This is a genomic window from Streptomyces sp. SP18BB07 (genome assembly GCF_036322545.1).
GTDB classification, from domain to species: Bacteria; Actinomycetota; Actinomycetes; order Streptomycetales; family Streptomycetaceae; genus Streptomyces; species Streptomyces deccanensis.
In genome coordinates this window covers 39,419-65,061 of record NZ_JAQYWT010000316.1, presented here as the reverse complement: position 1 = coordinate 65,061, position 25,643 = coordinate 39,419, and the positions used below count along the sequence as shown (strand labels likewise).

Below are 25,643 nucleotides of genomic sequence, written 5' to 3'. Positions count from 1 at the left end.
GAGACCTCGCCATGTACCAGCAGATGATCTTCGTGAACCTGCCCGTGAACGACCTCGACGCCTCGAAGAAGTTCTTCACGGAGCTCGGCTACTCGCTCAACCCGCAGTTCAGCGACGAGAACGCGGCCTCCGTCGTGATCAGCGACACCATCGTGGCGATGCTCCTCACCAAGCCGTTCTACGCGACCTTCACCACGAAGGAGATCGCGGACGCCACGAAGACCAGCCAGGTGATGCTCTGTCTGAGCGCCGAGAGCCGCGAGAAGGTCGACGAGCTGGTCGAGAAGGCGGTCGCCGCCGGCGGCACCGCCTCGGACAAGGTCCAGGAAATGGACTTCATGTACGGCCGCGCCTTCGACGACCTCGACGGCCACACCTGGGAGGTCGTATGGATGGACCCGTCGGCGATCGAGGGCTGAGGACCCCGCTCGTCCACCGCGTACCCCCGCGCCCGTCAGGGGCGCGGGGAACTGCGCGAGCAACCCCCACCCACCCGCAGCCGCCAAGCACAGTCGCCCCCACCCCCATAGGCGCCCGGCCCGCCCAGCGGAGCGCAATAGCATGGGCGGGGTGCAGACGATGCCCGCCCACGCGGCCCACCACGACGACCACGAGATCGAGACGATCGAGGAGTTCGACGCGACCGTCTCCGCGCGCGGCTCCCTCGCCGGATTCAGGGTCCAGGCCGTCGATCTGACGGACCGTACGCGCGAACTGCTCGCCACCGACACGGCGGAAGCCGTCTTCCTCGGCTGCCCGATGCGACCGGAGGCGGCGGCGAAGATACGCACGGACGGCGCCCTGGTCTTCCCGCCCGTCCCCGGCCTACCGTTCGACCCGTACCGGGGCCTGCTCTACTCCCCCGACGAACTCTTCGCGTCCCTGTCCGACGGCGGTTACGAGGCCACGCCCGACGCCCTCGCCTACGCCTGGTTCCAGCGCACCAAGGCCGACCGGGACGTCTACGCCTCCATGCTGCGCGCCGTCCACGACGACTCCGTCTCGGACGCCCTCGACGAACTCCTCTCCGGTGCCCGGGTGGTGGGCGTGATGGGCGGCCACGCGATGGCACGCGGCACGGAGGCGTACGAGGGCGCCGCCCGCCTCGGCCGCACCCTGGCCCGCTCGGGCCTGACGGTCGCCACCGGCGGCGGTCCGGGCGCGATGGAGGCGGCGAACCTGGGCGCCTACGCGGCCCCGTACGACGACGAGATGCTCGCCGAGTCGCTGCGACTGCTGGCGAAGGCACCGAAGTTCACCCCGTCGATCACCGACTGGGCGAGCGCCGCCTTCGAGGTGCGCACCCGCTGGCCGAGGGGCGGCACCTCCGTCGGCGTCCCCACCTGGTTCTACGGCCACGAGCCGCCGAACCCGTTCGCGTCGCACATCGCCAAGTACTTCGCCAACGCCACCCGCGAGGACGGTCTCCTCGCCCGCTGCGGCGCCGGCGTCGTCTTCCTGCCCGGGGCCGCCGGAACCGTCCAGGAGATCTTCGACAACGCGACCCCCAACTACTACGAGTCGCGCGGCGAACCGACCCCCATGGTCCTCGTGGACCGGGAACATTGGACGGAGAGGCTGCCGACCTGGCCGCTGCTGCGATCGCTGGCGCGGGGCCGTTCGATGGAGTCCCGGATGGCCCTCGTCGACCGGATCGAGGAGGCGCCGGAGGCCCTGGCACGACTCGGCGACCGTCCAAACACTTCTTCGGATTGACATGACTTATGGCGCGCTTATAAACCTGTGAGGCACATGGGGAGGCCGCTCCCCCGGCGGCCCTCCGTCACCCCCACTCCCCTGTGCTTCCCGTGAAGGGCAAACGTGTCCATATCTCCCCGTAGCGCGCGGACTTCGCGCTCCATCGGTGTTGCTTTCGCCTCCGTCGCACTTGTGCTCGGTGTCGCGGGCAACGCCATGGCATGCAGCATCAAGGACTTCTCCGCCGTCGCCGAGTGCGACGGCGACGAGGGCGTCATCCGGGTGACCGACGTGGACCCGCTGGGCGTCAAGGCCGAGATCACGGTCTACCTGGAGAACAACGGCGCCGACCTGCGCATGGTCGGCAGCCGGACGATCAAGGACTCCACCGCCAAGGGTGTCACCGTCACCTTCGACGAGGACTGGGAGCCGAACGCCGAGTACCGCATCCACGTCGAGGCGAAGGGCTACGTCGACGAGGACCTGCCGATCCTGGTGGCCCCCGCCGACGCCTGCACGGCCGAAGCCATCACCCCGCCGGCCGCGTCCGAGGCCCCGGGGAAGTCCACCGACGACAAGGGCAAGGAGAAGCAGAAGGAGAAGGACGAGGAGACGGGGCAGGAGAAGGGGCAGGACGAGGGCGAGCCGTCCCGGACCAAGACGGACCCCACGCCGTCCGCGTCCGAGGGCACCGTCCCCGCGGGTTCGAACGGCGACAACGCCCCCTCCCCCGAGGGTGACTCGGGCCTCGCCGAGACCGGTGGCGACTCCAACACCGGCACGATCGCCGGTGCCGCGGCGGCCCTGGTCGCCCTCGGCGCCGGTGCCGTGTACTACAGCATGCGGCGGCGTGGAGCCTCCACCCGCTGACCCAGGTCCGTCAGGACCGTGGCTCGTACCCCTTCACCACGGGGTACGGGCCACCCGCTGTTCCAGGCGCGCACCGCGAAGCACGAGCCACCCGCTGTTCCGGGAGCACTCACCCGAACGTGGCCCGCCGCAGCCAGAAGTCCAGCAGCTCCCGGTCCCCCAGCACCTCCAACTCCCCACCGTCCGGCGGCAGTCGGCGATAGAAGGCGAGCAGCACCTCGGTGAGCGGGCCGCGCAGCGCCACCGTCGCCTTCTCATGGCCGCGCCGCCAGCGCACCACGTCCTCGGTCAGCTCGACCACCCTCCCCCACCCTTCGGGCGGGGGGACCCCCATCTCGCTCCGCTCGGCGTCGACTTCAGCGGACGTGTCGGTGGCGTGGAGGTGGATGCTGCGCCCCGGGCCGCGCAGTTCGACCGCCTCGTCGTGCGGCATGGTCCGCTGCACGAACTCGACGATCTCCAGCCACTCGTCGATGGCGTCCGCGGCGATCTCCGGCGCCACCTCGACCGCCCGTCCGACGGTGAGCGCGGCATCGGCCCCGTGGACGACCTGCTCGTGCGCCATCCGACGGGCCCAGAACCCCGCGCTGTGCTCCCACCCCCACGACCACACGGGCGCCTCGGGACCCGCCTCGCGCAGTGCGGTTACGGTCATCGCCCCGCTCTCCGCCAGCCACGCGTCCAGCGCGGCCGGGTCCCCCTGCCGCTCCGGCCCCTCGTGGAGCGGGACGTCCGTCTCGGGGACCTCCTCCTTCGCCCGGGTCCGTACGTTCAGTTCGACCCAGCGCAGGGCGCCTCCGGTGTGCCGCAGCAGCTGTTCCAGCGACCAGTCGGGGCAGGTCGGCACGGTCGCCGACAGATCGGCCCCGGAGGTCACGAGGTCCCGCAACTTCCGTACCTGGAGCTCGATCTCGGCACAGTAGCGCTCATGCCGCGCCCGGGGTTCTTGCGTAAGCATCGCCATGGTGCCGCACCTTATGCGGCGGCACCGGCTCCCAGCACGACGATTTCGGCCTCGTCGAAGCTCACGCCGACGTCCTCCCCGGGCTCGGGCGCGTCCCGCAGCGCGCACGCCGCCTCCAGTCGCGGCGCGCCCTCCGGCTGGAGGTGCAGGGCGACATGCGTGCCCCGGAACGTGCGGGCGGCCACCGTGCAGCGCAGCCCGCCGGCCGCGTCCACCAGCCGTACGCCGGCGGGCCGCACGAGCAGCGCGCACGCCCCCTGCGGCGAACCCTCCGGCACCGGGACCTTGCCCCACACCGTGTCCGCCGTCTGCCCGGTCACCGTCGCCTCCACCACGTTGTCGAAGCCGAGGAAGCGGGCCACGAACTCGTCCGCCGGCCGCCGCCACACCTCAAGGGGCGTACCGGACTGGGCGATCCGCCCGTCCCGCATCACCACGACCCGGTCGGCCAGCACGAACGCCTCGCCCTGGTCGTGCGTGACCGCCAGCACGGTCGTCCCCAACTCCCCGAACAGCTCACGGAGTTCGACGACCAGACGCTCCCGCAGCGACCGGTCCAGCTGCCCCAGGGGCTCGTCGAGCATCAGCAGCCGGGGGCTCGGTGCGAGGGCTCGCGCCAGCGCGACCCGCTGCTGTTCACCGCCGGACAGCTCGCCGACGCGCCGCCGCCCGGCCCCGGGCAGTCCGACCAGCTCCAGCAACTCCCGTACGCGTAGGGCCCGTTCGTCCTTCGTCGCGCCGTGCATTCGGGGCCCGAAGGCGACGTTGCCGGCCACGTCCCGCTGGGGGAAGAGCTGGTGGTCCTGGAACATCAGACCGATACCCCGCTTGTGGGCGGGCACGCCGCGTTGGTCCCGCCCGCCGAGCGACACCCGCCCGCCGTCGAGGGGTTGCAGCCCGGCGACCACCCGCAGCAGCGTCGACTTGCCGCTGCCGCTGGGCCCCAACACACACACGATCTCGTGCTCGGCGACCTCCAGGTCGACCCCGTCGAGCACGGGCCGACCATCGAACCTTACGGTCGCGCCCTCCAGCCTGAGCAACATCAGAACTCCCCCGTGCGATCGGTACGGAGGCGTTCCAGCACCAGCAGGGCCACCGCGCACACCACCATCAGAATCGTCGAAAGGGCCATCGCCTGGCCGTAGTTGAGCTCACCGGGCCGTCCGAGCAGCCGTGCCACGGCGACCGGCAGCGTCGGATTGTCGGCGCGCGCGATGAACACGGTCGCCCCGAACTCCCCGAGCGAGACGGCGAAGGCGAACCCGGCCGCGACCAGCGACGCCCGCCGCACCATGGGCAGATCGACCTCGCGCCACACCCGCCACGGCGACGCCCCGAGCACGGCCGCGGTCTCCCGCAGCCGTTCGTCCACCGCGCGAAGCACGGGCAGCATGATCCGTACGACGAAGGGGACGCCGACCAGGGCCTGGGCGAGCGGTACAAGGATCCAGGACGACCGCAGGTCCAGCGGCGGCTCGTCCAGCGCGATCAGAAATCCGAACCCGACCGTCACCGCGGACACCCCGAGCGGCAGCATCAGCAGCGCGTCGAAGCCCCGGACGAGCCGTCCCGCGCGCCGGGTGAGCGCGGCGGCGGCGAGTCCGCCGACGAGCAGGGCGATGACGGTCGCGACGGCCGCGTAGCGGAGCGAGTTGCCGACCGCCTCGATCGGCGGGACCAGGAAGATGCCGCTCTCGTCGCTGGTCAGCGCCTTGTAGGAGCCGAAGCCGGGTACGTCGAGCGACCGCTCCACCAGCACGCCCAACGGCAGCAGGATCAGCACGACGACGGTCGTGAGGACCGTGCCCAGCAGGGCCCACTGCCCCGCCCCGCGCGGCCGCCGGGCGGTGAGCGAGGCGTCCACCAGGCGCAGGGCGGTCTCCCGCCGCCGTACGGTCCAGGCGTGCACGGCGAGGATCAGCCCGACCGCGGCGAACTGCACCAGCGTCAGCACGGCGGCGGTGGTCAGGTCGAAGATCTCCGAGGTCTGGCGGTAGATCTCGACTTCGAGCGTGGAGAAGGTCGGCCCGCCGAGGATCTGCACCACCCCGAACGAGGTGAAGGTGAAGAGGAAGACCATCAGAGCGGCGGCGGCCACCGCCGGCGCGAGAGCGGGGAGGGTCACCTTGCGCCAGGCCGCGAGCGGGGAAGCGCCGAGCATCCGCGCGGCCTCCTCCTGCCGGGGGTCGAGCTGAGCCCAGAGGCCGCCGACGGTCCGTACGACGACCGCGTAGTTGAAGAACACATGAGCGAGGAGAATCGCCCAGACCGTTGTGTCGAGCCGTACGCCCCACAGCTCGTCGAAGAGCCCGCCGCGCCCGACCAGTGCCAGGAAGGCCGTTCCGACGACCACGGTCGGCAGGACGAACGGCACGGTCACGACCGCCCGCAGCAGCTCCTTGCCCCTGAAATCGAAGCGCGCGAACACATATGCGCCGGGGAGCGCGATCGCCAGCGTGAGCGCGGTCGAGACGAGCGCCTGCCAGGTGGTGAACCACAGCACGTGCCGGATCCCCGGGTCCCCCAGCACCTCCCCGATCCGCCCGAGGTCCCAGCTCCCGTCGGCCTTCAGCCCCCGGACGACGATCGCCGCCACAGGATGGGCGAAGAACAGCCCGAAGAAGACGACGGGCACCACCATGAGCCCGAGCCGGGCCGCGCCTCCTGGCCGACCGGAACCCGGTCGGCCAGGGCCGCGAGGTCGGCGGGACCGCCGCGGCGCGGCCACGGCGGTCCCGGCGGCTTCGGCCTCTGTGGTCCCGGCCGGCACGGCGGCCTCGTCTACTTCAGTACGAGCGAGGTCCACGACTTGACCCACTGGTCACGGTTCTTGGCGATCTTCTCCGGCGCCATGGTCTCGGGGTCCTTCGCCGCGGGCCCGTACTCGGTGAACTCGGCGGGCACGGACGCCCCTTCGACCACCGGGTACACGAACATGTTGAGCGGCATGTCCTCCTGGAACCGCTTCGAGATCAGGAAGTCGATCAGCGCCTTGCCGCCCTCGGCGTTCTTCGCGTCGCTCAGCAGCCCCGCGAACTCGATCTGCCGGAAGCAGGTGCCCTCGGCGACCCCGGTCGGCGCGGTCTTGGGCCGCGGCTCCGCGTAGACGACCTCGGCGGGCGGCGAGGAGGCGTACGACACGACGAGCGGCCGGTCACCGCCGGCCTTCTTGCCGTCCGTCGACCCGGAGAACTCCTGGTAGTAGGCCTGCTCCCAGCCGTCGACGACCTTCACACCGTTGGCCTTGAGCTTCTCCCAGTAACCCTCCCAGCCGCCGTCGCCGAACTCCGCGGCCGAACCGAGCAGGAATCCGAGCCCCGGCGAGGAGGTGGAGGCGTTCTCGGTGACGAGCAGATCCTTGTACTCGGGCTTGATCAGATCGGCGTAGGTGCTGGGCGGCTCGATCTTCTTCTCGCTGAAGTACGCCTTGTCGTAGTTGACGCAGATGTCACCGGAGTCGATGGGCGTGACCCGGTGCTCGTCCTTGTCCACCTGGTACTCGGCGCCGACCTTGTCGAGCCCCTTCGCCTCGTACGGCTGGAAGAGGCCGTTGTCGAGCGCGCGGGAGAGCAGTGTGTTGTCGACGCCGAAGAAGACGTCGCCCTGCGGGTTGTCCTTGGTCAGGATGGCCTGGTTGACGGCCTGCCCCGCGTCCCCGCTCTTGAGGACCTTGACCTTGTACCCGGACTCCTTCTCGAACGCCTTCAGCACGTCCTTGGAGTAGGCGAAGGAGCCGTGGCTGACGAGGGTGACGGTCTTGGAACCGCCGTCGGAGCCGGTGTCGTCCGAGGACGAGCCGCACGCGGACAGGGTGACAAGCCCGAGGCCGACGGCCGCGGCGACGAACGTTCTGATGTGCACTGGATTCCTCCTGGAGTGACCAGGAAGAGACGCGGCCCTGCCCGGACCCCTCGGCGATGCCGAAGGCTCCCGGGCAGGGCGCAACAGCTTGAGTGATGACCGAACTTCCTACCCAGAATGACCTGGGCGAGGTTCAGAGGGTCTGCGGCCCGGATGCCGCACTCTCAGCGCTGTGGCGCTCCCCTGTCGGAATATGAAGATGTGTACGGAGGTCAGCGTACCCCGTGGCCGGATTCCGACTCCTGGCGGTGGCCTCCAGCCGTCCCTCCGGCTACCGCTCGGTGGCCGCCAGCTGACCGCACGCCCCGTCGATCTCCTGCCCCCGGGTGTCCCGGACGGTCACCGGCACGCCATGGGCGGCGATGGCCTCGACGAACGCCTTCTCGTCCTCGGGCCGGGAGGCGGTCCACTTGGAGCCCGGTGTCGGGTTCAGCGGAATCAGGTTCACATGGACCGGCTTGCCCCTGAGCAGCCGACCCAGCCGGTCACCGCGCCACGCCTGGTCGTTGATGTCCCGGATCAGCGCGTACTCGATGGACAGCCGACGCCCGGACCTGGCCGCGTACTCCCACCCGGCGTCCAGGACCTCGCGCACCTTCCACCGGGTGTTCACGGGGACGAGCGTGTCACGCAGTTCGTCGTCCGGAGCGTGCAGGGAGATGGCGAGCCGGCACTTGAAGCCCTCGTCGGAGAACCGGTGGATGGCGGGCACCAGCCCGACGGTCGACACGGTGATCCCGCGCTGCGACAGCCCCAGCCCGTCCGGCTCCGGATCGGTGAGCCGGCGGATGGCCCCGACGACCCGGTTGTAGTTGGCGAGCGGCTCGCCCATCCCCATGAAGACGATGTTGGAGAGCCGCGCGGGCCCGCCGGGGATCTCCCCGTCCCTGAGCGCCCGCATCCCGTCGACGATCTGATGGACGATCTCGGCGGTGGACAGGTTCCGGTCGAGCCCGGCCTGCCCGGTGGCACAGAACGGGCAGTTCATCCCGCACCCGGCCTGCGAGCTGATGCACATGGTGACCCGGTCCGGGTACCGCATGAGCACCGACTCGACGAGCGTCCCGTCGAACAGCCGCCACAGCGTCTTGCGCGTGGTCTCCTGGTCCGTCGACAGATGCCGCACGACCGTCATCAGCTCCGGAAGCAGCGCCTCCTGGAGCTTCGTCCGCGCACCGGCGGGGATGTCGGTCCACTGCTCCGGGTCGTGCGCGTACCGCGCGAAGTAGTGCTGCGACAGCTGCTTGGCGCGAAACGGCTTCTCCCCGATCGCGGCAACAGCCTCCTTCCGCTCCACAGGCGAAAGATCAGCAAGATGCCGCGGCGGCTTCTTGGCTCCGCGGGGGGCGACGAATGTGAGTTCTCCGGGCTTCGGCATAACCCTCCCAGTGTCGCAGATCGACGAGAGTGACCCAGCGCACCAAGCATCCGCCCGCCTCACGATCCGCCCCAGCCCTGGCAGACGTGCCCGCGGCCCGTGGTGGGCCGCGGGCACGACGTTCAGGTCAGGCGCGCACCGCGTACTTCTCCGAGCACTTCGAGAAGTCGCCCTTCACCACGCACACCCACATCGTGTATCCGGTGTCCTCGGGCAGGTTGCCCGTGACGGTCACGGAGTAGGGGGAGGCATGGCCGCGGGTGGTCGCGACCCGGCCGGTGCTGAGATGGGCCTCGATCCCGTAGCCGTCCGCGAGGACGTCATAGGCGCTCAGGGCGTCGCCCGGTTCGCTGCCGCTGGGGTCCTTCTGCCACATGGCGTTCCCCGCCGCCTCGCCCCAGGAGTTGTTCCTGACGCCGATGACGGCGTCGCCCGAGGTGTTCGTCGAGTAACCGAAGCTGAAGCTGTCGGCCGCCGCGGCCGTACCCGCCCCGCCGATCACCGTCGTGGTCACGACGGCCAGTGTCGCGGCCAGCGCGCCGAGCCGAGCCTTCATATGTGTGCTCACGATCAGGCCTTGACGCCGATCTTCGAGGAGCACTTCGAGAAGGAGCCCTTCACCACGCACACCCACATCGACCACGTGGAGCCCTCGGTGAGGTTGCCCGAGGTCTCGTCGGAGTAGTTGGCACTGTGCCCGCGCGTCGTCGCGATGCGGCCGTCGCTGAGGTGGGCCTCGATCCCGTAGCCGTCCGGCAGGATGTCATCGGCGATCAGTGTGTCGCCGGTGGACCCGCCGCTCGGATCGGCCCGCCAGATGGCGTGACCCGCGGCCTCGCTCCAGGTGTTGTTGTTGACGGTGATGACGTAGTCCTTGGAACCGCTGATGTCGGCGTAGCTGAAGCTGAAGCTGTCCTCAGCAGCCGCCGGACCGGCCCCGGCCACCATCGTCGTGGCCACGACGGCCAGCACCCCCACGAGCGCTCCCGCCCTGGCCCTCACACGTGTCCTCATCTGTGCTCTCCCGTTGTTTTCCGCACTTGATCTTGTGGACCAGCACATACTGCAACACGTGGGCACGGACTTTGAGATCTTTTCCGGCCACAGGGAATCCGGACACGAATGAGGCCCGGCTGTCCTCTCGGGCAGGCAGCGGGCCTCATCGGCGATACGGCACGTCAGCGACGTACTTGATTTCGGTCAGTCGGGTCAGCCGGATCCCACGAACAGCACCAGCAGCAGCCACACCACGGGTGCCGTCGGCAGGAGGGAGTCCAGGCGGTCCATGATGCCGCCGTGGCCCGGCAGGAGCGTGCCCATGTCCTTGATGCCGAGGTCCCGCTTGATCATGGACTCGCCGAGGTCGCCCAGCGTGGCGCTGGCCGCGACGGCGAGACCGAGGAGAAGACCCTGCCACCAGGCGCCGTCGTCGATGACGAACTGCATGAGCAGCGCGCCCGCGACCATGGCGAAGGCGATCGCACCGAGCAGCCCCTCGCGGGTCTTGCCGGGGCTGATGCGGGGCGCGAGCTTGTGCCTGCCGAAGCGCCAGCCGACGGCGTACGCCCCCGTGTCGCTGACGATGGTCAGGACCAGATACAGCAGGACCCGCTGCGGCCCATCGTCGGCGGTGAGCATGAGCGCGACGAATGTGGCCAGGAACGGCACGTAGAAGGCCGCGAAGACCCCCGCCGTGACGTCCTTGAGGTAGTTCTCCGGCGGTTCCGTCATCCGCCAGACCAGGACGGCGAGCGCCGTGAGCGCCATGGCCACCCAGGCCCCCTCGGGCCCACGGACGTACCCGGCGACGACCATCGCGGCCCCGCCCACCGCGAGCGGTACGAGCGGCGCCTTGATGCCCTTGCGTTCCTGCAGGCGCGAGGTGAGCTCCCACAGCCCGACCACCACGGCGACCGCTATCACGCCGACGAACGCGGCCTTGACGATGAACAGGGACGCGACGATGACGGCCCCGAGCGCGACGCCGACCCCTATGGCGGCGCCCAGGTCACGGCCCGCGCTCTTCTTCTGCGGGGCGGGCTGTGGGGCGTCGGGCATGGGCTCCGGCTTCTGCGGCGCCGCCCCGTGGGGCTGCGCCGACGGCATCTCGTCACGGAACGGGGGGCCGGCCTGCCGAGCGGCCCCCCGGTCGTCGTCCTGGTTCCCGCCATGCGCGGGTACATCGGGCACGATGGGCATGGGGCGAGTCTGCTGGGCCTCAGGCGCATCGTACGGGGGACCCGCCGGGGCATGCCCCTGGACAGGTCCCCGGTCGGTCGGCGCCCAGTACCCGGCTTGTGGCGGCGCCCCCCAGGAAGAGTCGTTCATCAGACCTCGAGGAGCTCCGCTTCCTTGTGCTTGAGCAGCTCGTCCACCTGGGCCACGTACTTCGCGGTGGTGTCGTCGAGCTCCTTCTCCGCACGGCGGCCCTCGTCCTCGCCGACCTCGCCGTCCTTGACGAGCTTGTCGATCGCGTCCTTGGCCTTGCGGCGGACCGAGCGGATGGACACCTTGGAGTCCTCCGCCTTGCTCTTGGCGACCTTGATGTAGTCGCGGCGGCGCTCCTCGGTCAGCTCGGGGAACACCACCCGGATGATGTTGCCGTCGTTGCTCGGGTTGACGCCGAGGTCGGAGTCGCGGATCGCCTGCTCGATGTTGCGCAGGGCGGTCTTGTCGAACGGGGTCACCACGGCCATGCGCGGCTCCGGCACCGAGAACGAGGCGAGCTGGTTGATCGGCGTCAGCGCGCCGTAGTAGTCAGCCACGATCTTGTTGAACATCGCCGGGTGCGCACGACCGGTGCGGATCGCGGCGAAGTCGTCCTTGGCGACCACGACGGCCTTCTCCATCTTCTCCTCGGCCTCGAGGAGGGTCTCTTCGATCACCACTTGCTCCTGCGTGTCTTGAGTAGGCCCGGCAGCTGTTCTTGGTCATGTCGGCGGCCGGCTGCGTCGCGTCTTGTTCCTGCACGGTTCCCGACCGGCAGGACATTGTCCATCCCCCGGTCAGGCTCCGTCCCCCGGGCAGGGGAAGGACCCGGTCAGGCCCGGCTTCCCTGATCACCCACGAGAGTGCCGATCTTCTCACCCTTGACGGCCCGCGCGATATTGCCCTCCTTGAGAAGCTCGAACACGAGGATCGGGAGCTTGTTGTCACGGCAGAGCGTGATCGCGGTGGCGTCGGCGACCTTCAACTCGCGGGTGATGACCTCGCCGTAGCCGAGGGAGTCGAACTTGACCGCGTCCGGGTTGGTCTTGGGGTCGGAGTCGTAGACCCCGTCCACCCCGTTCTTGCCCATCAGCAGCGCCTCGGCGTCGATCTCCAGGGCGCGCTGGGCGGCGGTGGTGTCGGTGGAGAAGTAGGGCATGCCCATACCGGCGCCGAAGATGACCACACGGCCCTTCTCCAGGTGGCGCACGGCGCGCAGCGGGATGTACGGCTCGGCGACCTGGCCCATGGTGATGGCGGTCTGGACGCGGCTGTCGATGCCCTCCTTCTCCAGGAAGTCCTGGAGGGCGAGGCAGTTCATGACCGTGCCGAGCATGCCCATGTAGTCGGAGCGGGCCCGGTCCATGCCGCGCTGCTGGAGTTCGGCGCCGCGGAAGAAGTTGCCGCCGCCGATGACGACGGCGATCTCCGCGCCGTCGCGTACGACTGCCGCGATCTCCCGGGCGATCGCGTGCACCACGTCGGGGTCGACGCCGAGGCCACCGCCCCCGGAGAACGCCTCTCCGGACAGCTTCAGCATGAACCGTCCGCGGTCCGCTTTGCGTACGTCGCTCTTCTCGGGCTTGGTGGTCATGGAGATCTCGCCTCTTTACGTGTCGCACATACGAAGAAGGCCATTGCCGGTGGGGTGGTGTTCACATCCCATGCGCGGCAATGGCCTCCTCGTCAGATCTGCTGTCGTCCTATCGCTTCACGCGCGCACGGGGCGGCGTACGCGAACGACTGCACTCGACCCTATCGGGGCCGGGCGCTGGTCGCGTAACGGACTCAGATGCCGACCTTGATGCGCGTGAAGCGCTTCAGGGTGACACCGGCCTCGTCCAGGACCTTCTGGACGGACTTCTTGTTGTCCAGCGCGTAGGGCTGGCCGAGCAGCGTGGCGTCCTTGAAGAAGCCGTTGAGGCGACCCTCGACGATCTTCGGCAGGGCGGCCTCGGGCTTGCCCTCGGCGCGGGTGGTCTCCTCGGCGACGCGGCGCTCGGACTCGACGACCTCGGCCGGCACGTCCTCCTTGGAGAGGTACTTCGGCGCGAAGGCGGCGATGTGCTGGGCGATGCCCTTGGCCACGTCGGCGTCGGCCTTGTCCAGCTCGACCAGGACACCGATCTGCGGGGGCAGGTCCGGCATGGTGCGGTGCATGTAGGAGAAGACGAAGCCGTCGGCGTACTGCGCGAAGCGGTCGAGGACGATCTTCTCGCCGAGGTTGGCGTTGGCCTCGTCGACGTACGCCTGGACGGTCTTGCCGGCCTCGATCTCGGAGGCGAGCAGGGCCTCGAGGTCGGCCGGGGAGGTCGCGGCGACGTGGGCGGCGATGGCGTTCGCGGCGGCCTGGAACTTCTCGCCCTTGGCGACGAAGTCCGTCTCGCACTTCAGCTCGACGAGGACACCGGAGGTGTTGTCGTCGGCGATGACGGAGACCACGGCGCCGTTCTCGGCGGAGCGGCCCTCGCGCTTGGCGACGCCCTTCTGGCCCTTGATGCGCAGGGCCTCGACGGCCTTGTCGACGCTGCCGTCGGCCTCGTCCAGCGCCTTCTTGCAGTCCATCATGCCGGCGCCGGTGAGCTCACGGAGCTTCTTGACGTCGGCGGCGGTGTAGTTCGCCATGATCTGTGAATCTCTTCCCGGAGTTCGAAGTCTCGAAGTCGGCGTCAGCCGCCGCTCGTAGGGCGGGCGCCCGCCGAAGATCTACGGGCTGTGGGTGAACGGCGGGTGGCGCGTTCGGCGCCACCCGCCGTCATGTCGACAGCCCTACGACCGTGAAGGTCAGGCCTGCTCGGCGTCCGCGGCCGGAGCCTCGGCGGCGGCCGGGGCCTCCTCGGCGGCGGGAGCCTCGGCAACGGCCTCGGCCGGAGCCTCAGCGGGGGCCTCGGCTGCAGCCGGAGCCTCAGCGGCGGCCGGAGCCTCGTCCGCCTTCTTCTCGCCCTCGAGCAGGTCGCGCTCCCAGGCGGCCAGCGGCTCGCCGGCGGCCTTGTCGCCCTTGCCCTCGGTGGCGACGCGGGAACGGGAGATGAGACCCTCGGCGACCGCGTCCGCGATCACGCGGGTGAGCAGCGTGACGGAGCGGATCGCGTCGTCGTTGCCGGGGATCTTGTAGTCGACCTCGTCGGGGTCGCAGTTGGTGTCGAGGATGGCGACGACCGGGATGTTGAGCTTCCGGGCCTCGCCGACCGCGATGTGCTCCTTCTTGGTGTCCACGATCCAGACGGCGCTGGGCACCTTCTGCATCTCGCGGATACCGCCGAGGGTCTTCTCCAGCTTGGCCTTCTCACGCGAGAGGACCAGGAGCTCCTTCTTGGTCAGACCCGACGCCGCGACGTCCTCGAAGTCGATCTGCTCGAGCTCCTTGAGGCGCTGCAGACGCTTGTAGACGGTCGAGAAGTTGGTGAGCATGCCGCCCAGCCAGCGCTGGTTGACGTAGGGCATGCCGACGCGGGTGGCCTGCTCGGCGATGGCCTCCTGCGCCTGCTTCTTCGTGCCGACGAACATGACCGTGCCGCCGTGGGCGACGGTCTCCTTGACGAACTCGTAGGCGCGGTCGATGTACGACAGCGACTGGAGCAGGTCGATGATGTAGATGCCGTTGCGCTCGGTGAAGATGAAGCGCTTCATCTTCGGGTTCCAGCGACGGGTCTGGTGACCGAAGTGGACGCCGCTCTCCAGCAGCTCCCGCATCGTGACGACGGCCATGGCCGTTCTCCTTGAATTTCTCGGTTGTGCCGCGAGAACCGGACGGCTCCCGCGCCTGACGCCCGCTTTGCGCCGTTGCCGCGAAGGACCGAGGGGCGCTGATACGGACCGTCCGACGAATCTGACGGACCTCGTACCGGGGCGTGCGAAGTCGACCCGGTGACCCGGATCGCCACCAGAAGTGTACGGGACCCGGGAGGCCCCGGGTGACGCCGATATCCACAACCGACGAGTACTCCACAGATCCCGGCCATGATCGCGCCACTCGCGGGACGCTTTCCCCATGTCGGACGAGATGCCCCACGGGGCCACACCCCCACGACGTAGCGGCGCGTGGCCGGCGCTGCTGGTGTGCCTGATGTCGGCGCTCCTGCTCACGGCCTGGACGACGGCACCCCGCGCGGCCCCGGGACAGGACGCCGCCCCGGCACCGCCTGCGGCCGAGGGGCCCGTCCCCGCCGTGGCCCGCGTCTGGCCCGTCGGCCTGCGCCCCTTGGTGGCGCGGGCCTGGGAGCCACCGCCGACCCCCTACGCCCGGGGCCACCGGGGCGTCGACCTCGCCGCGCCGCCGGGCTCCCCGGTCCGCGCGGTGGCTCCGGGCCGCGTGGCGTTCGCGGGCCGGGTGGCGGGCCGGGGCGTCGTCTCGATCGAGCTGACCGGCACCGGCGACCCGCCCCTGCGCACGACCTACGAACCGGTCCGGACCTCGGCGAAGAAGGGCGACGAGGTGACGGCAGGCACCCCTATGGGCACGCTGGAGGCCGCTCCTTCCCACTGCCCGACGGCGTGCCTCCACTGGGGACTACGCAGAGGGGACACCTATCTCGATCCACTCGCGCTGCTACCGCCCTGGCTCCTACGAAGGGGCCCGTCACGCCTGCTGCCGGTCCCCGGATAGCCACGCGCTGCCGACCCATCTACGAGCGAGGCGGGATGCGGTGCCGGGTGGCGCGGCCTCAGCCCCGCACACCCCGGAGCGCCATGGCCACAGCCGCCTCGGTGATCGCGGTGGGGTCCTCGGCGGCGCCCAGCTCGATACGTCGCACAGCCGCGTCCACGACCCCCTGCAACAGCATCGCCCCCAGGCGGGGTTCCGCCTGCCCGAGGTCCGCCAACGCCTCCACGATCATCGCCACGAGCCCACCGTGCGCGGCCCGGATCTTCTCCCGCGCGCCGGCGTCCAGCTCGCTCGCCGAGATCGCCACCACGGCCCGGTGCCGCCGGTCCCCGACCAGCTCCAACTGCTTGCGGACGTAGGCCTCGACCTTGCCGTCGGGCCGTTCGACCGCGGCCATCGCCGCCTCGACCTCCGCCGCCCACACGGGAAAGTCGACCTCGCACAGCTCCTCGACCACGGAGGCCCGCGACCGGAAGTACTCGTACACGGACGACCGCGCCAGCCCCGTACGCTCGGCGAGCGCGGGGAACGTCAACGCATCCGTCCCGCCCTCGGACAGCAACGAGCGAGCCGCGTCCAGCAGGGCGGCTCGCTGCATCGACCTGTGCTCGGCCACAGAGGCCGCTCGAATCCTTGGCACGTCATCCACTGTACGGACGGACCGCGACCGACGGGAGTGCCTTCCCCGACGAGCCCCGTGTCGACGCCGGAGCGGGTCGGCGGGTCAACGGCCGAAACTCGCCAGCTTCGCCCGCAGCTGCAGCACCGACTTCGTGTGGATCTGGCTCACCCGGCTCTCGGTGACCCCCAGGACGTTCCCGATCTCCGCGAGGGTGAGCCCCTCGTAGTAGTAGAGCGTGACGACGGTCTTCTCCCGCTCGGGCAGCGTATTGATGGCCCGTGCCAGGAAGCGGCGCAGCTCCCGGTCCTCGGCGACCTCGACCGGGTTGTCCGCGGCGGTGTCCTCCAGCGTGTCCATCAGGCTCAGGCGGTCGCCGCCCTCGCCCCCGGCATGCAGCAGCTCCTCCAGCGCCACCACGTTGGCCAGTGACAACTGGCTGAAGACCGCGTGGAGTTCGTCGACCGCGATACCCATCTCGGCGGCGACCTCGCCCTCGCTCGGGGTGCGTCTGAGCCGGGACTCCAGCGTGGCGTAGGCCCGCTCGACGTTGCGGGCCTTCTGCCGCACCGACCGGGGGATCCAGTCCAGCGCGCGCAGTTCGTCGATCATGGCGCCCCGGATCCGGGTGATCGCGTACGTCTCGAACTTGATCTCCCGGTCGATGTCGAACTTCTCGATCGCGTCGATGAGCCCGAAGACCCCGGAGGAGACGAAGTCCGCCTGCTCGACGTTGGTCGGCAGGCCGACGCTCACCCGGCCCGCCACGTACTTCACCAGCGGTGAATAGTGCAGGATCAGCTGCTCGCGCAGCCGGTCGTCGCCCGTCGTCTTGTACGTCCGCCACAGCTCGTCGAGTGTCGAGGGGGCGGGTGGGCGCACGGTGCCGCGAGCGGCGGTGGGTACCGCCGCCCGGTCAGACCCGGAGGTGTGCTGGGGCATTCGTCGCCTTGTGCCGTTCTGCCGTGAACTGGGGGTGCCTGGGTGAGCTGTCGTTCTGATGTCGAGTTGCCTGTCCTGAGTCGGAATCCTCGTGAGCGTAGCGTGACTGGGGAGTCGCAGTGCGCGAAGGCCGGGGGATCGCCGGTGCGCAGATACGTTCCGCTAGATGTCCCCCCGGGGCGCGGGAATCGCGCTGTGTGACCGCTCCGGTGCGCCAACTGCCGGAAACGGCAAGGCCGTCGGCGTTCCCCCGGACGGCCGAACACCCGCCGTCAACCCGACCTCCGATCGGGCGAGACGGAGATCATCGCCTGGCGTGTCAACTTCCAGCCGTCGCCGTGTCGTTCGACGTAACCGAGTGCGCGCAGTTCGTACAGTCTCCCGACCGCGTCGTCCACGGTCGTGCCCGCGCCGCGGGCGATCTCGTCGGGGGCCGCGGCACCCCGCCCCGGCAGTGCGGCCAGCACCTGCCGCGCTCCGGGTTCCAGCAGGTCACGGGGGAGAACGGGGCCCCGGCGGTCGGGCGCCAGCTCTCCCATGTCACCCACCAGCTCGACGACTTCGGCGGCGTCGGACACGAGGACGGCCTCGCCCCGCAGCAGGTCGTGCACACCGGCCGAGAGCGCCGAGGTGGCGGGGCCCGGCACCCCCATGGTGAACCGGCCCAGCCGCTGTGCCGCCCGCGCCGTGACCAGGGCGCCGCTGCGGTGGGCCGCCTCCACGACCACCGTTCCCCTGGTGAGCGCGGCGATGACCCGGTTGCGCAGGATGAACCGGCTCGGTGTCGGGTGTTCCCCCGGCGGCAACTCCCCCACCACGAGCCCCTGTTCCGCGATCCTGCCGATCAGCTGGACATGGCCCCGGGGATACGGCCGGTCCACCCCGCAGGCCAGCACGGCGACGGTCGCTCCGCCGACGCCGAGCACGCCGCGGTGCGCGGCGCCGTCCACGCCGTACGCGCCCCCGGACACCACCACCCAGCCCCGCTCGGCCAGCCCCGCGCCCAGTGCGGCGGCCATGTGAGCCCCGTACTCCGTACAGGCCCGCGCCCCCACGACGGCCACCGACCGCAACGCCCACATCCGCACATTCGCCGTCCCCCGCACCCACAACCCCACGGGCCGCCCGTCCCCGAGATCATCAAGCTGCCCGGGCCACTCACCGTCACCGGGGACGAGGTACCGGACGCCGGCCGCAGCCGCGTCCTCGAGATCACGCTCGGGGCGGATGTGGGCGGCTCGCGCCCTGAGCGCCTCCCAACGCTTGGGCGTGACCCAGGGCAGCGGCTCACCCTCCGTCGTCAGGCGCTGGAGGGTCTTCCGGGCACCGTACTGTCGCAGCCACCGCCCACCGACCTCGTCCCCGGGCTCGACGATCCGCGCGAGGGCGACCCGGGCGAGCCGCTCGTCGTCCGTCACGTGCCGGCCCCTTCCAGGACGGCGCCGCGGCGAATGCCGGTGCGCAGCTCCAGCGCCCAGTTCACGTCGCGCTCCGAGGGACGGTCCCGTCCGGCGAGATCCGCGACCGTCCAGGCGACCCGCAGCACACGGTCCAGGCCGCGTGCTGTCAGCAGGCCCCGGTCCAGATCGTCCTCGGCCTTGCGCAGCGCCCCGGGCTGCACGTGCCAGCGGGTACGGAGCTCATGGCCGGGGACCTCGCTGTTCGTCCGCCAGGGCGTCTCCTCGTACCGCTTGGCCGCCCGCTCCCGTGCGGTGCGGACCCGTGCGGCCACGGTCGCGGTCGACTCGGCGCCGGTGTGCAGGCTCAGCAGCTCCGCCCTCGCGACCGGCTGCACGGTGACCCGCAGGTCGACGCGGTCCATGAGTGGACCGGACAACCGGGCCCGGTACCGCTTGATCGAAGAGGGCCTGCACTCGCAGATGTCGTCCCCCATGCCGTGGCGGCCGCAGGGGCAGGGGTTGGCAGCCAGCACCATGAGGAACCTCGCGGGCATCCTCAGCATCCCAGCCGCCCGCGCCACCACCACGAGTCCCGATTCCAGTGGCTGGCGCAGGGAGTCCAGCACACTGCTGTGGAATTCCGCAGCCTCGTCCATGAAAAGCACCCCGTGGTGCGCCAAAGAGACGGCTCCGGGGCGCGGCAGCCCCGTCCCGCCGCCGACAAGCGAGGCCATGGTCGCAGAGTGGTGCGGGGCGCAGTACGGCGGTTTGTCGACCAGCGGGTGACCCGGCGGCAGGGTGCCGGCGACCGAGTGGACGGCGGTGACCTCCAGCGACTCCTGCGAGCCGAGTTTCGGCAGCAGGCCCGGCAGGCGTTCAGCGAGCATGGTCTTGCCCGCACCCGGTGGCCCCTTGAAGAAGATGTGGTGCCTGCCCGCCGCGGCGACCTCCAGGGCTGCCCGTGCCGTGTGCTGACCGGCCACATCGGCGAGGTCGCGTGGCTGTTCGTCGCCACCGACCCCCGTGCCGAGGCCGGTTCCGGGGAGGGAGAGGCCCGCGAGGAACGGATCCGGACGGATGTCGCCCAGCGGATCCTCATCGGGCACAGGCTCGTCCGTGAGCACGGCGATCAACTGGCGAAGGCTGCGTACGCCCAGCACGGACACCCCGGGGACGAGCGAGGCCTCGGGCACCGCGCACTCGGGGACCACGACCTGCTCGTATCCGGCCTCGGCCGCCGCGAGTACCGCGGGCAGGACGCCTCGGACCGCCCTGACCCGGCCGTCCAGACCCAGCTCTCCGATCATGACGATGTCGGCGAGCACCCTAGGATCGATCCGCTCTGCGGCTCCGAGTGTCGCGGCCGCAATGGCGAGGTCGAACCCGCTGCCGCTCTTCGGGACCGACGCCGGACTCAAACCGACCGTGAGCTTCTTCTGCGGCCATGCGCAGCCCGAATTGACCACCGCCGCCCTGACCCGGTCCTTGCTCTCCGTCAGGCTCTTGTCCGGCAGGCCGACAAGTGTGAAGGCCGCCACGCCCGGTTCCAGGTCGGCCTGGACCTCGACGACGACTCCCTCGACTCCGACGAGGGCCACGGAGCACGTGCGGGCGAATCCCATCAGGCCACCCCCCGTACGTGCTCGACGACGGGGGCGCCGCGGTCGGGGAGGACGACGCCGACGACGTCGATGCGGACGCCGCCCGGCGGGCTCCCTCCGTGTTCCTGCAGCCAGCGTTCGGCGAGGCCCCGCAGTCGTTCGGCCTTGGCCGTCGTGACGGCCGCCATGGGATGTTCGAAGGGGCCGGCCCTGCGGGTCTTCACCTCGCAGACGACCAGCGCGTCTCCGTCGCGGGCCACGATGTCGATCTCGCCGGCCCTGCCGCCGCGCCAGTTGCGCTCCAGGACCGTCATCCCGGCCGCGACCAGCCGCCGCGCGGCCAGTTCCTCGCCGTACTTGCCGAGCGCACCTCGCGCGTTGTTGCCTCGTGCCTCGCTCATGTCGGCACCACCTCCGGCGCCAACACTGAGGGCAGCTCAGCCCGCTATTGGATCTTGGTGGACAACCAGCCGATTGTGGATAACTTCATCACCCACACGAATGACGACCCACTCACCCGCGAGCCGACTCAGCTGCCCGGCAGCTCCAGGTCGCTCTTGTTCAGCTCCTCAATGTTCACGTCCTTGAACGTGAGTACCCGCACCTGCTTCACGAACCGAGCCGGCCGGTACATGTCCCACACCCAGGCGTCCGCCATCGACACCTCGAAGAACACCTCACCCTGGACCGAGTGCACCTGCATCTCATAGTCATTGGTGAGATAGAAACGCCGCTCGGTCTCGATCACGTATTTGAACAGACCGACGACATCGCGGTACTCCCGGTAGAGCTTCAGCTCCATCTCGGTCTCGTACTTCTCGAGGTCCTCGGCGCTCATGGCATGTTCCCCTTCAGCCGTGCGATCCCACCATTGTGCGCCAGTCCCGCGAGCCCCTAGACAATTTCGGTGTCGAGGACCACGGGTCTGGCGGGGGGACCCTCGTCGAGCAGTGTGCGAAGCAGTTCGGCGAGTCTGGTCGGGTACACCGTCTCATGCGTCCGGGTCAGTTCCCCGCACGTCCACCAGCGTGCTCCGGCCACACTGCGTCGTTCCAGCTCCGTGAGGCCCGTGGCGACGGGCGCCACCTGGTGCGTATCGGGGGTCCGGGCCAGGTAGTACCACTCGTCCTGGTCCCAGCGGCGTCCGGCGAAGGGGAAGGAGCACATCCGCCGCCAGAGCACGGGGCCGAGTTCCACGTCCGTGATCCCGGTCTCCTCCACGAGCTCCCGCAGGGCGGCCTCCTCGCGGGTCTCCGTGCCCTCCACACCGCCGCCGGGCGTGAACCACCAGTCGTCGGCGGGATCGTCCGGCTCGTGCCCGTGGAGCAGCAGGATGCGGTCCCGCGGATCCAGCAGGATCACCCGGGCCACCCTGCGCAGTCCACCCTCGTACGTATCCCCGTACGAGTCCGCGTTCGCGTTCGTGTTCCCGTCCGAGTCCGCGTTCGCGTTCGTGCCCCCGTCCGCGCCCTCAGGCGACACCGGCCGGCTCCGCCCGCGTCGTACGGCCGCGTCCGCCGAGCCGCTTGGCGACGGGCCCGTAGGCCGCGCCGCCCAGCACGAGCACCATGCCCACGACCAGCGCGGCGGTGATCAGCCGCAGCGGGCCCGGAGAGGAGAGCGCCCCCAGCTTCTCGAAGCCCGTGGGGCGGGCCAGCATGCCGTCCATGGGCCAGACGACGGCGTCCACGCGGGCGTCCACGTGGCTGCGCGGCACCGTGCCGTTGCCGGCCTCCGTGAGGTGGGCGGTGGAGTCCAGGGAGCCGCTGCGCTCGTCACCGAGGAGGAACAGCCGGCCCTTGGGGACGGTGATCTCCGGGATGCCGGTCAGCTCGGCCTGCTGACCCTCGGGGAGGTATCCCTCGTCGATCTGCTTGCCGTTGACGGTCAGCTTGCCGCCGGTGCAGCAGGCGACGGTGTCCCCGCCCACCGCGACGACCCGCTTGACCATGGGGGCGTTGCCCCAGCTCTCCTGCCGGAAGACCACGACGTCACCGCGCTCGACCTCGGAACCGTCCACCCGCTCGGCGAGTATGCGGTCCCCGGAGGTGATGGTGGGGGACATCGAGTCGGTCGGCACGGTGTAGGGCGCGTAGGCCACCGCGCCCCAGAGGAAGCCACCCAGGAAGAGCACACAGCCGAGGGCCACGGCCAGTCCCGACAGCTTGCTGCCGAGCCGTCCGCGGCCCTCGTCCGTACGACTTGTCGTCCCGCTCATCCCAGTGCTCCCCCAGGTCGGAGAATCGACCGTCCGGGGCCCCGTGCGGGCCGCGGATGATCGGCGATCTGGGACGGCACCCTACCCGGCGGTACCCGTGCCAGAAACCCTCGGGCTTTCGGTGGCCAGAAGGCGGCGCCTGCGCCACAGCACCAGCGGCACCGCGCCCGCGAGGCCGAGCGCGCCGGGGGCGGCGGCGCTCAGGTTCTGGTCGAAGGTGTCGGGAACCGGCAGCGTGGACCAGCGGGTGGGCGGCCAGGCGACCACGATGGCGCGGCCCACGACCTGGCTCACCGGGACCATGCCCTTGTTGCTGTCGTTCTGGTGGTAGCGGGAGTCCAGCGAGTTCTGCCGGTGGTCACCCATGACCCAGATTTTGCCCTCGGGCACCTTCACCTTGAACTGGCCGCCGGTGTCGTCGACGGTGCAGGGGGTGTTGCCCGGGTAGACGTACGGCTCGTTCAGCGCCTTGCCGTTGACCTTGAGCGGGCCGGTGCCCTTGCACTCCACGGTGTCGCCGGCCACGCCGACGACGCGCTTGATGAGGTCCTTCTCCTCGGCGGACGGCATCAGGCCGATCCAGCCGAGGACCCGCTGCATGGCGTTGGGCTCCAGGGTGGGCTCGCCGTCCAGCCAGCCGTCCGGGTCGTGGAAGACGACGACCTCGCCGCGCTCGGGCTCGGAGCCGAACCACGGGGTGAGCTTGTCGACCAGGACCCGGTCGCCCTCCTGCAGGGTGTTCTGCATCGAGTCGGAGGGGATGGAGAACGCCTGCACCAGGAACGTCTTGATCAGCAGCGCGAGGACCAGGGCGATACCGATCAGGATCGGCAGTTCCTTCCAGAAGGAGCGCTGCTTCTTCCTGGGCCGCTCGTTCTGGTCGCCGTCGCCGTCGTCGGCCGAGGTCCGGGCGTCGTTCTCGCCGTCCGTCGCGTCGCCGTCCGGGGAGTCACTCCCGGATCCGGCGGGACCCTCGGAATGCACGGCGTTCTCCACGTCCTCCACGTTCTCCGCGGCCGGGGAAGCCGCCTCGTCGGATCGCTCCGGCCGTTCTTCGGAACCACCGTGTCCGGACCGTGCGCCGACCGCCAAATCCCCCACATCCACTCCTCACTCCGTACCGCCGCCCGCGCCACAGCCGGTGCAGGCCCACCACTCCCATAACGAGCGGGAGTTCCGCAGGGGTCGGGAGAGGGATCAATCCGTTTCGATCCGAGGAGGCCACCCTATGCGAAGCGCCGAGGGCGACGGTCGACCCGCTCGGCACGGCGGAGAACGTGTCAGGCTCCTCCAACTGCCCCCAGTGGCCCACCGGCCAGGCGATGACGACGGCCCGGCCGACGACGGAGGCCTCCGGCACCGTACCGCCGAACTGAGCCGTCTTCGAATCGTCGGACTGATGGGCGCGCGAGTCGGCGGAGTTCTCCCGGTGGTCGCCCATCACCCAGAGGCGGCCCTGCGGCACGGTCACCTCGAACCGCTGGGTCGAGGGCTGGTTGCCGGGGTGGATGTACGCCGTCTCGTCCAGGGGCATGCCGTTGACGGTGACGCGGCCCTGGGTGTCACAGCACTTGACGGTGTCACCGCCGACCGCGACGACGCGCTTGATCAGGTCCTTCTCGTCGTCGGAGGGGAGGAGGCCGATGAACTGCAGGCCTTCCTTTATCTGCTTGATGACGATCGGGTCCTCGGCGCTGACCGTCGTCTGCTCGTCCTCCAGCCAACCGCCCGGGTCCTTGAAGACGACGACGTCCCCACGGGTGGGTTTGGAGCCGAACCAGGGCGTGAGCTTGTCGACCAGGACACGGTCACCGATCTGGATCGTCTGCTCCATGGAGCCCGACGGGATCACGAACGCCTGGACGAGGAACGTCTTCAGGACGAGGGCTATGAGGACGGCGACACCGACGAGGAGCGGGATCTCCTTGACCGCGGAACGACGTCTGCGCCGCTTGATCTTGCGGGCGAGCCTGCGCCGCTCGACCCGGCTCGGCCGGGCGGCCCCGCCGGACCGCCGGGTGCCGGTGGGCAGCAGATTGTCGGCTGCGGTGCTGGGTGCGGCACCGCGGGGTTTGCCTCGGTTACCCATGCGCACCGCCGGCGGCGGGCACGCGCGCGTACGCGCCGGGGCGGTCCAGACGCGTCCAGTGGTCGGCGGGCCAGGCGATCCACTCGGCCCGGCCGATCACGGAGTCGAGGGGGACCATGCCGCCGCCGGGGGACCCGAGATGGTCACGGGAGTCACTGGAGTCACTGCGGTGGTCGCCGAGGAGGAACAGTCTGCCCTCGGGGACGACCACGTCGAAGGGGACGTTCGACGGGCTGTCGCCCGGGTACAGAAACGACGACTCGTCGACCCACCGGCCGTTCACCTCAAGCCTCCCCTCCTGGTCGCAGCAGACCACCCGGTCTCCCCCCACGCCGACAACGCGCTTGACGTAGTCGGCGTTCCCGAAATAGCCGGTGCCGTCGAAGACGACGACGTCACCGCGCCGCGGCTCAGATCCGAAACGGTACGCCAACTTATTTACGAGAACGCGGTCCCCGATCCTCAATGAGCCAGCCATGGAGCTGCTGGGAATCTGGAACGGCTGCATCACGAAGTTGCTGAAGAGCGCCAGAAAAAGCAGGCAGATCAGCACGGTCAGGGTGTATCTCCCACCCGGTACCCATGCGGTGGCCCGGTCCACCCATGCGAAACGCGACCGCTCCCCCGACCCTCCTGTGTCGGAGATCTCCTCGGAGACCTCGACGCCGGAAGGGCGGGGGGAACGGTCGCGCTCCACGTGCTGCTGTGCTTCGGTGTCCATCGGGGCCAGATGCTATCCGGCCCCGATGTGACGACCTCTTGTGACTCGAACGCGCGATCAGTTGTCGCGCTTCTCCTTGATCTTCGCCGCCTTGCCGCGCAGCTCGCGCAGGTAGTACAGCTTGGCGCGACGGACGTCACCGCGGGTGACGAGCTCGATCTTCTCGACGATCGGGGTGTGCACCGGGAAGGTGCGCTCGACGCCGACGGAGAACGAGACCTTGCGGACCGTGAAGGTCTCGCGGACACCGGCGCCCTGGCGACGGATCACCACGCCCTTGAACTGCTGCACACGGGAGCGGTTGCCCTCGATGACGCGCACGTGGACGTTGACGGTGTCACCCGGGCGGAACGCCGGGATGTCGCTCCGCAGCGACGCGGAGTCGAGGGAGTCGAGCAGGTGAGACATGTCGTCTGCTTTCTTCGCCCATGCCACAGGTCATAGGCGGGAGCTAGGTGTTACGAG

General features: G+C 70.1%; 27 protein-coding genes and 1 pseudogene. 4 read left to right on the top strand and 24 right to left on the bottom strand.

Features of this window, described 5'->3' with window-relative positions; translation table 11 throughout:
* Positions 1-11: 11 nt before the first annotated feature.
* From PUR53_RS21275 to PUR53_RS21265, 3 genes are all read left to right on the top strand, one after another.
* Entirely contained in the window at positions 12-419 is a 408-nt protein-coding gene (locus tag PUR53_RS21275; protein WP_239757509.1) for a VOC family protein, read from the top strand.
* Positions 420-570: 151 nt separating this feature from the next.
* The gene (locus tag PUR53_RS21270; protein ID WP_329909296.1) at positions 571-1,716 is read left to right on the top strand and encodes an LOG family protein; all 1,146 of its coding nucleotides are present in this window, start codon (positions 571-573) and stop codon (positions 1,714-1,716) included.
* Between the two features lie 105 nt (positions 1,717-1,821).
* Positions 1,822-2,568 carry an LAETG motif-containing sortase-dependent surface protein gene (locus PUR53_RS21265; RefSeq protein ID WP_329898859.1) on the top strand — a complete coding sequence of 249 codons (747 nt, stop codon included), beginning with the start codon at positions 1,822-1,824 and terminating at the stop codon, positions 2,566-2,568.
* A gap of 109 nt (positions 2,569-2,677) precedes the next feature.
* Here the strand turns inward: PUR53_RS21265 and PUR53_RS21260 are convergent, their stop codons facing one another.
* The 12 genes from PUR53_RS21260 to rpsB all read right to left on the bottom strand — a co-directional run bounded on the left by PUR53_RS21260 (position 2,678) and on the right by rpsB (position 14,690).
* A complete protein-coding gene (locus PUR53_RS21260; protein WP_329898858.1) occupies positions 2,678-3,532 on the bottom strand; it encodes a maleylpyruvate isomerase N-terminal domain-containing protein in 855 nt (284 codons plus the stop codon).
* Between the two features lie 11 nt (positions 3,533-3,543).
* Positions 3,544-4,578, bottom strand: a complete 1,035-nt coding sequence (locus PUR53_RS21255) for an ABC transporter ATP-binding protein (RefSeq protein ID WP_329909294.1) — start codon at positions 4,576-4,578, stop codon at positions 3,544-3,546.
* Positions 4,578-6,176 carry an ABC transporter permease gene (locus tag PUR53_RS21250; RefSeq protein ID WP_329909293.1) on the bottom strand — a complete coding sequence of 533 codons (1,599 nt, stop codon included), beginning with the start codon at positions 6,174-6,176 and terminating at the stop codon, positions 4,578-4,580. The genes PUR53_RS21255 and PUR53_RS21250 overlap by 1 nt, the downstream gene beginning before the upstream one ends.
* A gap of 140 nt (positions 6,177-6,316) precedes the next feature.
* Positions 6,317-7,396: a thiamine ABC transporter substrate-binding protein gene (locus PUR53_RS21245; RefSeq protein WP_329909292.1), complete on the bottom strand. Its 1,080-nt coding sequence runs from the start codon at positions 7,394-7,396 to the stop codon at positions 6,317-6,319.
* Between the two features lie 271 nt (positions 7,397-7,667).
* Entirely contained in the window at positions 7,668-8,774 is a 1,107-nt protein-coding gene (gene rlmN / locus PUR53_RS21240) for a 23S rRNA (adenine(2503)-C(2))-methyltransferase RlmN (RefSeq protein WP_329898854.1), read from the bottom strand.
* A 127-nt stretch (positions 8,775-8,901) separates the two neighbouring features.
* On the bottom strand, positions 8,902-9,342 hold the full coding sequence (locus tag PUR53_RS21235) for a hypothetical protein (protein WP_329909290.1): 441 nt from the start codon (positions 9,340-9,342) through the stop codon (positions 8,902-8,904).
* 2 nt (positions 9,343-9,344) lie between these two features.
* On the bottom strand, positions 9,345-9,788 hold the full coding sequence (locus tag PUR53_RS21230) for a hypothetical protein (RefSeq protein WP_329898841.1): 444 nt from the start codon (positions 9,786-9,788) through the stop codon (positions 9,345-9,347).
* Positions 9,789-9,983: 195 nt separating this feature from the next.
* Positions 9,984-11,102 carry a phosphatidate cytidylyltransferase gene (locus tag PUR53_RS21225; RefSeq protein WP_329898840.1) on the bottom strand — a complete coding sequence of 373 codons (1,119 nt, stop codon included), beginning with the start codon at positions 11,100-11,102 and terminating at the stop codon, positions 9,984-9,986.
* Positions 11,102-11,659 (bottom strand): ribosome recycling factor, encoded by a 558-nt coding sequence (frr, locus tag PUR53_RS21220; protein WP_045561444.1) that lies wholly within the window; start codon positions 11,657-11,659, stop codon positions 11,102-11,104. Before frr ends, PUR53_RS21225 begins: the two co-directional genes overlap by 1 nt.
* A gap of 155 nt (positions 11,660-11,814) precedes the next feature.
* Positions 11,815-12,576 carry a UMP kinase gene (gene pyrH, locus PUR53_RS21215; RefSeq protein ID WP_013000392.1) on the bottom strand — a complete coding sequence of 254 codons (762 nt, stop codon included), beginning with the start codon at positions 12,574-12,576 and terminating at the stop codon, positions 11,815-11,817.
* A 194-nt stretch (positions 12,577-12,770) separates the two neighbouring features.
* Positions 12,771-13,607 (bottom strand): translation elongation factor Ts, encoded by an 837-nt coding sequence (tsf, locus tag PUR53_RS21210; RefSeq protein ID WP_329898839.1) that lies wholly within the window; start codon positions 13,605-13,607, stop codon positions 12,771-12,773.
* 159 nt (positions 13,608-13,766) lie between these two features.
* Entirely contained in the window at positions 13,767-14,690 is a 924-nt protein-coding gene (gene rpsB, locus PUR53_RS21205) for a 30S ribosomal protein S2 (protein ID WP_329898838.1), read from the bottom strand.
* A 283-nt stretch (positions 14,691-14,973) separates the two neighbouring features.
* Between rpsB and PUR53_RS21200 the strand changes: the two genes are divergently transcribed.
* Positions 14,974-15,588, top strand: coding sequence for a M23 family metallopeptidase (locus tag PUR53_RS21200; RefSeq protein WP_329909289.1), 615 nt, complete (start codon positions 14,974-14,976; stop codon positions 15,586-15,588).
* Positions 15,589-15,646: 58 nt separating this feature from the next.
* Here the strand turns inward: PUR53_RS21200 and PUR53_RS21195 are convergent, their stop codons facing one another.
* The 12 genes and pseudogenes from PUR53_RS21195 to rplS form a co-directional block, all read right to left on the bottom strand.
* Positions 15,647-16,204 (bottom strand): TetR/AcrR family transcriptional regulator, encoded by a 558-nt coding sequence (locus tag PUR53_RS21195; RefSeq protein ID WP_329898950.1) that lies wholly within the window; start codon positions 16,202-16,204, stop codon positions 15,647-15,649.
* Positions 16,205-16,312: 108 nt separating this feature from the next.
* Positions 16,313-17,149 (bottom strand): RNA polymerase sigma factor WhiG, encoded by an 837-nt coding sequence (gene whiG, locus PUR53_RS21190; RefSeq protein WP_329898836.1) that lies wholly within the window; start codon positions 17,147-17,149, stop codon positions 16,313-16,315.
* A gap of 272 nt (positions 17,150-17,421) precedes the next feature.
* A complete protein-coding gene (dprA, locus tag PUR53_RS21185) occupies positions 17,422-18,567 on the bottom strand; it encodes a DNA-processing protein DprA (protein ID WP_329898835.1) in 1,146 nt (381 codons plus the stop codon).
* Entirely contained in the window at positions 18,564-20,171 is a 1,608-nt protein-coding gene (locus tag PUR53_RS21180) for a YifB family Mg chelatase-like AAA ATPase (RefSeq protein ID WP_329909287.1), read from the bottom strand. The genes dprA and PUR53_RS21180 overlap by 4 nt, the downstream gene beginning before the upstream one ends.
* The gene (locus PUR53_RS21175) at positions 20,171-20,551 is read right to left on the bottom strand and encodes a YraN family protein (protein WP_329898833.1); all 381 of its coding nucleotides are present in this window, start codon (positions 20,549-20,551) and stop codon (positions 20,171-20,173) included. Before PUR53_RS21175 ends, PUR53_RS21180 begins: the two co-directional genes overlap by 1 nt.
* 128 nt (positions 20,552-20,679) lie before the next feature.
* Positions 20,680-20,988, bottom strand: coding sequence for a DUF2469 domain-containing protein (locus PUR53_RS21170; RefSeq protein ID WP_005311352.1), 309 nt, complete (start codon positions 20,986-20,988; stop codon positions 20,680-20,682).
* A gap of 56 nt (positions 20,989-21,044) precedes the next feature.
* A complete protein-coding gene (locus tag PUR53_RS21165) occupies positions 21,045-21,530 on the bottom strand; it encodes an NUDIX hydrolase (RefSeq protein WP_329909354.1) in 486 nt (161 codons plus the stop codon).
* Positions 21,531-21,621: 91 nt separating this feature from the next.
* Positions 21,622-22,368, bottom strand: coding sequence for a signal peptidase I (gene lepB, locus PUR53_RS21160; protein WP_329898832.1), 747 nt, complete (start codon positions 22,366-22,368; stop codon positions 21,622-21,624).
* Positions 22,369-22,449: 81 nt separating this feature from the next.
* A complete protein-coding gene (lepB, locus tag PUR53_RS21155; RefSeq protein WP_443078195.1) occupies positions 22,450-23,469 on the bottom strand; it encodes a signal peptidase I in 1,020 nt (339 codons plus the stop codon).
* Positions 23,357-24,457: pseudogene (gene lepB, locus PUR53_RS21150) on the bottom strand (signal peptidase I); the annotation flags it as partial. The pseudogene lepB (PUR53_RS21150) and the gene lepB (PUR53_RS21155), both read right to left, overlap by 113 nt.
* Entirely contained in the window at positions 24,450-25,178 is a 729-nt protein-coding gene (lepB, locus tag PUR53_RS21145; RefSeq protein WP_329898829.1) for a signal peptidase I, read from the bottom strand. The gene lepB (PUR53_RS21145) and the pseudogene lepB (PUR53_RS21150), both read right to left, overlap by 8 nt.
* Positions 25,179-25,235: 57 nt before the next feature.
* Positions 25,236-25,586, bottom strand: a complete 351-nt coding sequence (gene rplS, locus PUR53_RS21140; protein ID WP_033526928.1) for a 50S ribosomal protein L19 — start codon at positions 25,584-25,586, stop codon at positions 25,236-25,238.
* Positions 25,587-25,643 lie beyond the last annotated feature (57 nt).

What these genes read in the sequence shown, in the direction of transcription:
- lepB (WP_329898829.1), bottom strand. Translation starts at nt 25,178, where the DNA reads ATGGACACCGAAGCACAGCAGCACGTGGAGCGCGACCGTTCCCCCCGC.
- lepB (WP_329898832.1), bottom strand. Translation starts at nt 22,368, where the DNA reads ATGAGCGGGACGACAAGTCGTACGGACGAGGGCCGCGGACGGCTCGGC.
- PUR53_RS21255 (WP_329909294.1), bottom strand. Translation starts at nt 4,578, where the DNA reads ATGTTGCTCAGGCTGGAGGGCGCGACCGTAAGGTTCGATGGTCGGCCC.
- pyrH (WP_013000392.1), bottom strand. Translation starts at nt 12,576, where the DNA reads ATGACCACCAAGCCCGAGAAGAGCGACGTACGCAAAGCGGACCGCGGA.
- PUR53_RS21260 (WP_329898858.1), bottom strand. Translation starts at nt 3,532, where the DNA reads ATGGCGATGCTTACGCAAGAACCCCGGGCGCGGCATGAGCGCTACTGT.
- whiG (WP_329898836.1), bottom strand. Translation starts at nt 17,149, where the DNA reads ATGCCCCAGCACACCTCCGGGTCTGACCGGGCGGCGGTACCCACCGCC.
- PUR53_RS21275 (WP_239757509.1), top strand. Translation starts at nt 12, where the DNA reads ATGTACCAGCAGATGATCTTCGTGAACCTGCCCGTGAACGACCTCGAC.
- rplS (WP_033526928.1), bottom strand. Translation starts at nt 25,586, where the DNA reads ATGTCTCACCTGCTCGACTCCCTCGACTCCGCGTCGCTGCGGAGCGAC.
- PUR53_RS21175 (WP_329898833.1), bottom strand. Translation starts at nt 20,551, where the DNA reads ATGAGCGAGGCACGAGGCAACAACGCGCGAGGTGCGCTCGGCAAGTAC.
- rlmN (WP_329898854.1), bottom strand. Translation starts at nt 8,774, where the DNA reads ATGCCGAAGCCCGGAGAACTCACATTCGTCGCCCCCCGCGGAGCCAAG.
- PUR53_RS21200 (WP_329909289.1), top strand. Translation starts at nt 14,974, where the DNA reads ATGTCGGACGAGATGCCCCACGGGGCCACACCCCCACGACGTAGCGGC.
- PUR53_RS21230 (WP_329898841.1), bottom strand. Translation starts at nt 9,788, where the DNA reads ATGAGGACACGTGTGAGGGCCAGGGCGGGAGCGCTCGTGGGGGTGCTG.
- PUR53_RS21170 (WP_005311352.1), bottom strand. Translation starts at nt 20,988, where the DNA reads ATGAGCGCCGAGGACCTCGAGAAGTACGAGACCGAGATGGAGCTGAAG.
- PUR53_RS21250 (WP_329909293.1), bottom strand. Translation starts at nt 6,176, where the DNA reads ATGGTGGTGCCCGTCGTCTTCTTCGGGCTGTTCTTCGCCCATCCTGTG.
- PUR53_RS21180 (WP_329909287.1), bottom strand. Translation starts at nt 20,171, where the DNA reads ATGGGATTCGCCCGCACGTGCTCCGTGGCCCTCGTCGGAGTCGAGGGA.
- rpsB (WP_329898838.1), bottom strand. Translation starts at nt 14,690, where the DNA reads ATGGCCGTCGTCACGATGCGGGAGCTGCTGGAGAGCGGCGTCCACTTC.
- tsf (WP_329898839.1), bottom strand. Translation starts at nt 13,607, where the DNA reads ATGGCGAACTACACCGCCGCCGACGTCAAGAAGCTCCGTGAGCTCACC.
- PUR53_RS21225 (WP_329898840.1), bottom strand. Translation starts at nt 11,102, where the DNA reads ATGAACGACTCTTCCTGGGGGGCGCCGCCACAAGCCGGGTACTGGGCG.